This is a genomic window from Streptomyces sp. W16 (assembly GCF_033194735.1).
Lineage (GTDB): Bacteria > Actinomycetota > Actinomycetes > Streptomycetales > Streptomycetaceae > Streptomyces.
This window is the reverse complement of sequence record NZ_JAWOAI010000469.1, coordinates 1-7,806: the sequence shown is the minus strand read 5'-3', so window position 1 is coordinate 7,806 and position 7,806 is coordinate 1. Positions and strand designations below refer to the sequence as shown.

7 protein-coding genes are annotated in these 7,806 nt (G+C 68.7%); 1 reads left to right on the top strand and 6 read right to left on the bottom strand.

Going from position 1 to position 7,806, the window contains the following annotated elements:
* Positions 1 to 210: 210 nt before the first annotated feature.
* From R6V09_RS40630 to R6V09_RS40615, 4 genes are read right to left on the bottom strand one after another with little or no spacing between them, the layout of a single operon-like run.
* A complete protein-coding gene (locus R6V09_RS40630) occupies positions 211 to 1,569 on the bottom strand; it encodes a GH1 family beta-glucosidase (RefSeq protein WP_317886511.1) in 1,359 nt (452 codons plus the stop codon).
* Positions 1,570 to 1,607: 38 nt separating this feature from the next.
* On the bottom strand, positions 1,608 to 2,468 hold the full coding sequence (locus tag R6V09_RS40625; RefSeq protein WP_317886510.1) for a carbohydrate ABC transporter permease: 861 nt from the start codon (positions 2,466 to 2,468) through the stop codon (positions 1,608 to 1,610).
* The gene (locus tag R6V09_RS40620) at positions 2,461 to 3,456 is read right to left on the bottom strand and encodes a carbohydrate ABC transporter permease (protein ID WP_317886509.1); all 996 of its coding nucleotides are present in this window, start codon (positions 3,454 to 3,456) and stop codon (positions 2,461 to 2,463) included. The genes R6V09_RS40625 and R6V09_RS40620 overlap by 8 nt, the downstream gene beginning before the upstream one ends.
* Before the next feature lie 8 nt (positions 3,457 to 3,464).
* A complete protein-coding gene (locus R6V09_RS40615; RefSeq protein WP_317886508.1) occupies positions 3,465 to 4,781 on the bottom strand; it encodes an ABC transporter substrate-binding protein in 1,317 nt (438 codons plus the stop codon).
* Between the two features lie 210 nt (positions 4,782 to 4,991).
* Here R6V09_RS40615 and R6V09_RS40610 point away from each other — a divergent pair, with 210 nt between their 5' ends.
* Positions 4,992 to 6,758, top strand: coding sequence for a coagulation factor 5/8 type domain-containing protein (locus R6V09_RS40610; RefSeq protein ID WP_317886507.1), 1,767 nt, complete (start codon positions 4,992 to 4,994; stop codon positions 6,756 to 6,758).
* A gap of 52 nt (positions 6,759 to 6,810) precedes the next feature.
* Here R6V09_RS40610 and R6V09_RS40605 read toward each other — a convergent pair whose 3' ends face one another.
* Entirely contained in the window at positions 6,811 to 7,137 is a 327-nt protein-coding gene (locus R6V09_RS40605) for a putative quinol monooxygenase (protein ID WP_317886506.1), read from the bottom strand.
* A 543-nt stretch (positions 7,138 to 7,680) separates the two neighbouring features.
* The coding region (locus R6V09_RS40600) for a hypothetical protein (RefSeq protein ID WP_317886512.1) at positions 7,681 to 7,806 on the bottom strand (126 nt) is incomplete at its 5' end.

The following is a 7,806-nucleotide window of genomic DNA, read 5'->3' as shown; positions in this document are numbered from 1 at the left end:
CGGGGCGGGGGCCGCGAGGGCCGGGGTGGCGAAGAGCAGGGCCAGCGCGGTGAGAGCCGTGAGCAGTGTGCGGGATGGCATGCGGGTCTCCTTGAGGGGCGGAACTCCTTCTCGGGGGCGATCTTGATGACGTGCACATGACACACATGGGGTTGATGGTGCCCCGGTGGGCGCGGGCTCCCCCGCCCGCACCCACCGGGGCGGCCTTGCTCAGGCCACGCGCCGGGCCCGGCTGCGGTGGTCTCGGATGATGTCCGCGTACCGGCGGCCGGAGCCCTTGATCGTGCGGACCTGGGTCTCGTAGTCCACGTGGACCAGTCCGAACCGCTTCTCGTAGCCGTACGCCCACTCGAAGTTGTCGAGCAGCGACCAGGCGAAGTAGCCGGCCAGCGGGGCGCCCTTGCGGGCCGCCGAGGCGCAGGCGGCGAGGTGCTGGACCAGGTAGTCCTGGCGTTCCGGGTCGTCGACGGTGCCGTCGGGGCGTACGACGTCGGGGAACGCGGAGCCGTTCTCGGTGACGTAGATCCGGCGCGGGTCGTACTCCTCGGTGAGGCGGAGCAGGAGGGTCTCGATGCCGGAGGCGTCGATCTCCCAGTCCATGCCGGTGCGCGGGACGCCGGGGCGGCGCACGGCGCGGGTGTGCGGGGCGGGGCCGGTGGGGTCGTCGGCGACGGTCGCCGGGAAGTAGTAGTTCAGGCCGAGCCAGTCCAGCGGGGCGGCGATGGTCGCCAAATCGCCCGGCTGTTCCGGGAGTTCGACGCCGTAGGTCTCCACCATGTCGGCCGGGAAGCCGCGGCCGTGGACCGGGTCGAGCCACCAGCGGTTGACGTGGCCGTCCTGCCGGCGGGCCGCCTGCACGTCCTCGTCGCGGTCGGAGGCGGGGTACACCGTGGAGAGGTTGTTGACGATGCCGACCTGGGCGTTCGGGGCGGCGGCGCGGATCGCCTGAGCCGCGAGGCCGTGGCCGAGCAACAGGTGGTACGAGGCGCGGACGGCGGCCGTCAGATCGGTCCAACCCGGGGCCATCTTGCCTTCGAGGTGGCCGATCCAGGCCGAGCAGGACGGCTCGTTGAGAGTCGTCCAGTGGGTGACACGGTCACCGAGGCGTTCGGCGACGACCGAGGCATAGGCGGCGAAGTGCTCGGCGGTGGCGCGCTCGGGCCAGCCGCCGCGGTCCTGGAGCGCCTGGGGCAGGTCCCAGTGGTAGAGGGTGACGGAGGGCGTGATGCCCGCTTCCAGGAGTCCGTCCACCAACTCGTCGTAGAACGCGAGGCCCTTGGGGTTCACCGCGCCGTCGCCGCCCGGGATCACTCGGGGCCAGGCGATGGACAACCGGTAGGCGTTGGCGCCGAGTTGGCGCATCAGGCCGATGTCCTCGCGCCAGCGGTGGTAGTGGTCGCAGGCGACGTCGCCGTTGTCGTCGTTGTCGATCTTGCCGGGGGTGTGCGAGAAGGTGTCCCAGATCGACGGCGAACGCCCGTCCTCGGCGACGGCTCCCTCGATCTGGTACGCCGCGGTGGCCGTGCCCCACAGGAAGTCGTGCGGGAGTGCGGCGAAGTCGATGGTCACTGAAGTCCCTTTACGGTCAGCGGAGTTGGTCGGGTCGGTCACTTGACGGCGCCCGCCGTCAGCCCGGCGACGAGATAGCGCTGCAGCAGCAGGAAGCCGGCGACCACGGGCACGCTGACGACCAGCGAGGCGGCCATGATCTGGTTCCAGTACACGTCGTTGAGCGTGGAGTAGCCCTGGAGTCCGACGGCGAGCGTGCGGGTCGAGTCGTTGGTCATGACGGAGGCGAAGAGCACTTCTCCCCACGCGGTCATGAAGGCGTAGACGGCGACCGCGACGATGCCGGGGATCGCGGCCGGTACGACGACCCGCAGCAGCGCGCCGAGCGGACCGCAGCCGTCCACCAGCGCCGCCTCGTCCAGGTCCTTCGGGACGGAGTCGAAGTAGCCGATCAGCATCCAGATGGAGAAGGGCAGGGAGAAGGTCAGATACGTCAGGATCAGGCCGCCGCGCGAGCCGAACAGGGCGATACCGGTGGCGTTGCCGATGTTGACGTAGAGGAGGAACAGCGGGAGCAGGAAGAGGATGCCCGGGAACATCTGCGTCGACAGGACGGTGACCGTGAAGACGCGCTTGCCGCGGAACTCGTAGCGGCTGACGGCGTACGCGGCGAAGACCGCGATCACCACCGAGCAGAGGGTCGCGGCGACGGACACGATCAGCGAGTTCATGAAGTACTTCGCGAGCGGGACCGTCGACCAGATGTCGATGTACGGGCGGATCGTGAGCCCGCTCGGCAGCCAGCGGAACTTGCCCGTGACGTCCGAGAGCGGTTTCAGGGAGCTGGAGAGCATGACGTACACCGGCACCAGGACGAAGCCGGCGAGCAGGGTGAGGAAGATCCGCCGCGACCAGATGAAGGAGCGGGGCGGGGCCATGGGTGAGGTGGGGCTAGACATCGGCCGTTTTCCGTCCGCGTGAGGTGAACACGAGATACACGCCGGTGACGACGAGCAGGAACAGGAGCAGCAGGACCGACATCGCCGAGCCCGTGCCGAAGTTCCAGGTGACGAACGACGCTTGGTAGATGTGCACCGAGATGAGGTCCGCAGCCTCGGGGGCCGCCCTGCCGAACAGGACGTACGGCGTGTTGAAGTCGTTGAACGTCCACAGGAACAGCACCAGGACCAGCACCTGGTTGACCGGGCGCAGCGACGGCAGGGTGATGCGGCGGATCTGCTGCAACATGCCGGCGCCGTCGATCGACGCCGCCTCGTACAGCTCCTTGGGGATGTTCTGCAGGCCGGCCATGACGATGAGGAAGGCGAACGGCCAGCCCTTCCACACGTGCACGATCAGCAGCGCGTAGAAGCTGTTGTCGCCGATCAGCCAGAACGACGGCTTGCTGGTGATGTGCAGCTGGTCGTGCAGGACGTGGTTCACCAGGCCGTTGTCGTGCTGGAACATGAACACCCAGGTGATGACGGCCGCGTAGACCGGCAGCGCGTACGGGATGAGAAAGAGCGCTCTCAGAAAACCCCGGCCGCGGAAGTTGTCCTGCATGTAGATCGCGGTGACCGTGCCGAGCAGCCAGCAGAAGGCGACCGACAGCAGGGTGAAGCCGACGGTGACGAAGAAGGAGTGGAGGAGCGCCTTGCCGACGGGGGCACTGAAGTCCACCGACACCTTGTAGTTGTCGAAGCCGGACCAGGGCGCGGTGCCCCAGTCGCGGATGTAGAACTGGGTGAGCTCCTTGAAGCTCATGACGATGCCGATCACCATCGGCACCAGGTGGACCAGGAGTTCGAGGATCAGCGCGGGCAGGAGCAACAGGTACGGCAGTCCGATCCGGCGGATCCGGTCGGTACGGCGGCGGCGCGGGCCGGGGGCCGCCGTGGCGGAAGAGTCCTTCCGCTCGGCGGCCTCCGGGGTGACAGTGCTCGTCACAGTCGCACTCACTTCGCCGGCATCTGCTGCTGGGCCTTTTCGAGCTCCGCCTTCACAGAGGCGGTGGTGACCGCGCGTCCGGCGGCGGCGTCGGCGAACAGGTTCTTGACGGCCGTGCCGACCGCCGTCTCGAACTGCGACTCGTCGGCGACCTGCGGCAGGGCGGCGGCGCTGGTCGCGAGGGTGTTCTTCAGGACGGCGTTCGCGGGCGTGTTGAACGCGGTGTCCTCCTGCGCGGCCTTCACCGGCGGGATGGAGCTGTAGGCGGTGTTGAGGATCTTCTGCTCGGCGTCGCTCGTCATGAACTTCACGAACTTGGTGGAGCCGTCGAGGTTGTCCGTGTTCTTGAAGACGGCCAGGTTGATGCCGGCCACCATCGAGTTGGTCTGCGCGCCGGTGCCCGGGGTGCCGGACTGCACGGGTATCGGGGCGATGCCGTACGCGCTGTCGCTCATGCCCTGCGACTTGAGGTTGGCGGACGCCGACTGCCACATCAGCATCGCCGTCTTGCCCTTGGCGAAGTCGCTGACGGACTGGTTCTGCGCGTACTCGGCGTTGCCGACCGGGATGACCTTGTCCTTGGCCATCAGGTCGACGTACTGCTTGACCGCGGTCACCACACCGTCGTTGGTGAAGTCGGCCTTGCCGTCGGCGGTGAAGAAGTCGGCGCCGTGCTGCTTGGCGAAGACGAAGGTGTGGTGGATGTTCTCGGAGACGTTGGCGCCCTCGGCACCGAGCGCCTGCTTGCCCTTCGCCTCGATCTTCTTGCCGTCAGCGACCAACTCGGCCCAGGTGGCCGGGGGTTGGGATATGCCCGCGTCGGCGAAGATCTGCTTGTTGTAGTAGAGCGCGTACGCCATCGAGTACAGCGGGACGGCGGCCGGGTCCTTGCCCACGGCGCCGGTCGAGCCGAGCGCGGAGTCGACGAAGCGGTCCTTGCCGCCGATCTTCGCGAAGTTGGCCGTGCTCCACGGCAGGAAGGCGCCGGTGGCCTGCAGGGAGGCGCTCCAGGTGTTGCCGATGTTCAGGACGTCGGGGCCCTGGCCTGAAGTCGTCGCGGTGAGGATGCGGTTGAGCAGGTCGGACCAGGGCACGACCTCCAGCTTCACCGTGATGCCGGTCTGCTTCTTGAACTTGTCGAGTTCGGGCTGCAGGACATTCTTGTCGATCGCGATGCTGGCGCCCTGATTGGAGGCCCAGTAGGTGAGCGTCTTGGGCGAGTCGTTGGATCCCCCACCCGTGGACGAACCGCCTCCGCAGGCCGTGGCCGCCAGGGCGATTGACATGGTGACGGCGCCTACGGCCGCGGCTCGGATGCTGCGCATACTCCGGGTGTCCCTTCAGGGAATGCACTCACGACTTAATTTAGGACGTGAGTTAAACCTCGGAAGGCAGAAGCGTCAAGAGTTTGGACGCCACTCGTCGAACTCGGTCGTACCTCTTGACGACCGCGTTCAGAGACCTGAAGCATTCCCCCGCGAGAGAGCGCTCCCAACCCCACCGGCGTTCATTTCATGAACAAGGAGAGCCGCGACATGTCTTCAGTTCCCCGCAGAACCGTTCTCGGTGCGGCCGCCGCTGTGTCCGCCCTGGCCGGGCTGCCCGCAACTGCCTCCGCCGCCCCCGCAACTCCCTCCGCGAACAAGCCACTTGCTCTTCCGGGTGGCGGCGATCTCGGCCCCAACGTGATCGTCTTCGACCCGTCGACGGCCGGCATCCAGGCCAAGCTGGACCAGATCTTCGCCCAGCAGGAGACGGCCCAGTTCGGCACCGGCCGCTACGCCTTCTTCTTCAAGCCCGGGACCTACTCCGGGCTCAACGCACAGCTCGGCTTCTACACCTCGATCGCGGGCCTCGGCCTCTCGCCCGACGACACCACCATCAACGGCGACGTCACCGTCGACGCGGGCTGGTTCAACGGCAACGCCACGCAGAACTTCTGGCGTTCGGCGGAGAACCTCGCGCTCGTCCCCGTCAGCGGAACCAACAGGTGGGCCGTGGCTCAGGCGGCCCCCTTCCGGCGCATGCACGTGCGCGGCAGCCTCAACCTCGCGCCCAACGGCTACGGTTGGGCCAGCGGCGGCTACATCGCCGACAGCCGGATCGACGGCCAGGTCCAGCCGTACTCGCAGCAGCAGTGGTACACCCGGGACAGCGTGATCGGCAGCTGGCTCAACGGCGTCTGGAACATGGTGTTCTCGGGCGTGCAGGGCGCTCCCGCGCAGGGCTTCCCGAACCCGGTGTACACCACCCTGGGCACGACCCCCGTCTCCCGCGAGAAGCCCTTCCTCTACCTCAACGGCACCGAGTACCGCGTCTTCCTCCCCGAGAAGCGCACCAACGCCAGCGGCGTGACCTGGGGCAACGGCACCCCGCGCGGCACCTCGCTGTCCCTGTCGCAGTTCTACGTCGCGAAGCCGGGCGTCACCGCCGCCACCCTCAACCAGGCGCTCACGCAGGGACTTCACCTCCTGCTGACCCCGGGGATCTACCACCTGGACCAGCCGATCCAGGTGAACCGCGCCAACACCGTCGTCCTGGGCCTGGGTTACGCGACTCTCGTCCCCGACAACGGAGTTACGGCCCTCAAGACCGCCGACGTGGACGGCGTACGCCTGGCCGGGTTCCTGATCGACGCGGGCACGGTCAACTCCAACACCCTGCTGGAAGTCGGTCCTTCGGGCACGACGACGGACCACTCCGCCAACCCGACCACCGTGCAGGACGTGTTCGTCCGGATCGGCGGCGCGGGCGCCGGCAAGGCCACCACCAGCATGGTCATCAACAACCGCCACACGATCGTCGACCACACCTGGCTCTGGCGCGCCGACCACGGCACGGGCATCGGCTGGGACACCAACCGGGCCGACTACGGTCTCGTCGTCAACGGTGCCGACGTGCTGGCCACCGGCCTGTTCGTCGAGCACTTCAACAAGTACGACGTGCAGTGGAACGGCGAGCGGGGCCGCACGATCTTCTTCCAGAACGAGAAGGCGTACGACGCCCCGAACCAGGCGGCCATCCAGAACGGCTCGATCAAGGGGTACGCCGCCTACAAGGTCGGCGACAACGTGACCGTGCACGAGGGCTGGGGCCTGGGCAGTTACTGCTACTACAACGTCGCCCCGACGATCGTGCAGCACAACGGCTTCGCCGCGCCGAACCGGTCGGGCGTGAAGTTCCACGACCTGCTGGTCGTCTCGCTCGGCGGGCAGGGCCAGTACGAACACGTCATCAACGAGACGGGGGCGGCGACTTCGGGCACGTCGACGATCCCGTCCACGGTGGTGTCGTACCCCTGAGGTCGTGGTGGGTGCGGGCCGGAGCTCCCCCTCCGGTCCGCACCCACCGCCGTCACCGCCGTGGCGTGATCTCCGCCATCGGCGACCAACCCCCGCCCTCCACCTCGACGTTGATGATGTCGGGCGTCTCGGCGACGACATCCGGCATCCACGCCATCGCCGCCTTGAAGTGCCCGGAGCCGACATGGGCGGCACCGGCCTCCGGGGAGGCGAACGCCTCCAGCAGCACGAAGCGGTCGGGGTCGGCCACGTCGACGGACCACTCGAAGAACAGGTTGCCGGGCTCGGCCCGGGTCGCGGCGGTGAAGTCGGCGACCCGGTCGAGCCATTCGTCCCGGTACTCGGGGCGGACGGGGAACCGTACGGCGATGAAGATCATGCGGTGCTCCTCGGTAGCTGGGGTGTCGTCCCGAGGGTGCCTCGCCGGGGCGGGCTGCGGGAGGTGCCTCGCCGTGGGACTCCTCCCGCCCGGGGGCGGGCGCCGGGCGGTTCGGGCCGTGCCCGGCGCACACCCGTCGGACGAGGGAGACACGTCCCGCGACCCCGTGTCCGGCTGCCACCGTCACGCAACCGCCCCGCCCGGCCCGCGAGTTCGGCCTACGGACACATGTCGTCCAGGCCCGCACCCCCGGCGCCGGCGACGGGCCGCGTCCCACCCCGGGACGTCCCCGGCCCACGGACGCACGCGCAACCTCCTTGCACGGCCCGCGAGTTCACCCCAGGGAGACGCGAGTCTCCCCAGGTCCGCGGTTTCCGTGACCTGCGGCGGGAAGTGTCCCGCACCGGGACACCCCGGCCCGAGCCCAGTCCCCGCGCCACCCCCCCGTACCCGCGCGCACCCCGTCGCCCGCGCGGACAGCGTCCCCCCGACTCCGGCGACGGGAGGTGCCCCCGTGTGGAGACACCTCCCGCCCGGGCACCGCTACCGGGCCACCACCGCACCCGGTGCCGGCGCGTATCCCGTCGGCCGGGCCGTGAACGTGCCCCGGCCCTGGGTGCGGCTGCGCAACCGCGTCGCGTAGCCGAAGAGTTCGGCCAGTGGCACGGT

Coding starts and splice junctions, on each gene's coding strand:
- R6V09_RS40625 (WP_317886510.1), bottom strand. CDS start 2,468: ATGTCTAGCCCCACCTCACCCATGGCCCCGCCCCGCTCCTTCATCTGG.
- R6V09_RS40615 (WP_317886508.1), bottom strand. CDS start 4,781: ATGCGCAGCATCCGAGCCGCGGCCGTAGGCGCCGTCACCATGTCAATC.
- R6V09_RS40610 (WP_317886507.1), top strand. CDS start 4,992: ATGTCTTCAGTTCCCCGCAGAACCGTTCTCGGTGCGGCCGCCGCTGTG.
- R6V09_RS40605 (WP_317886506.1), bottom strand. CDS start 7,137: ATGATCTTCATCGCCGTACGGTTCCCCGTCCGCCCCGAGTACCGGGAC.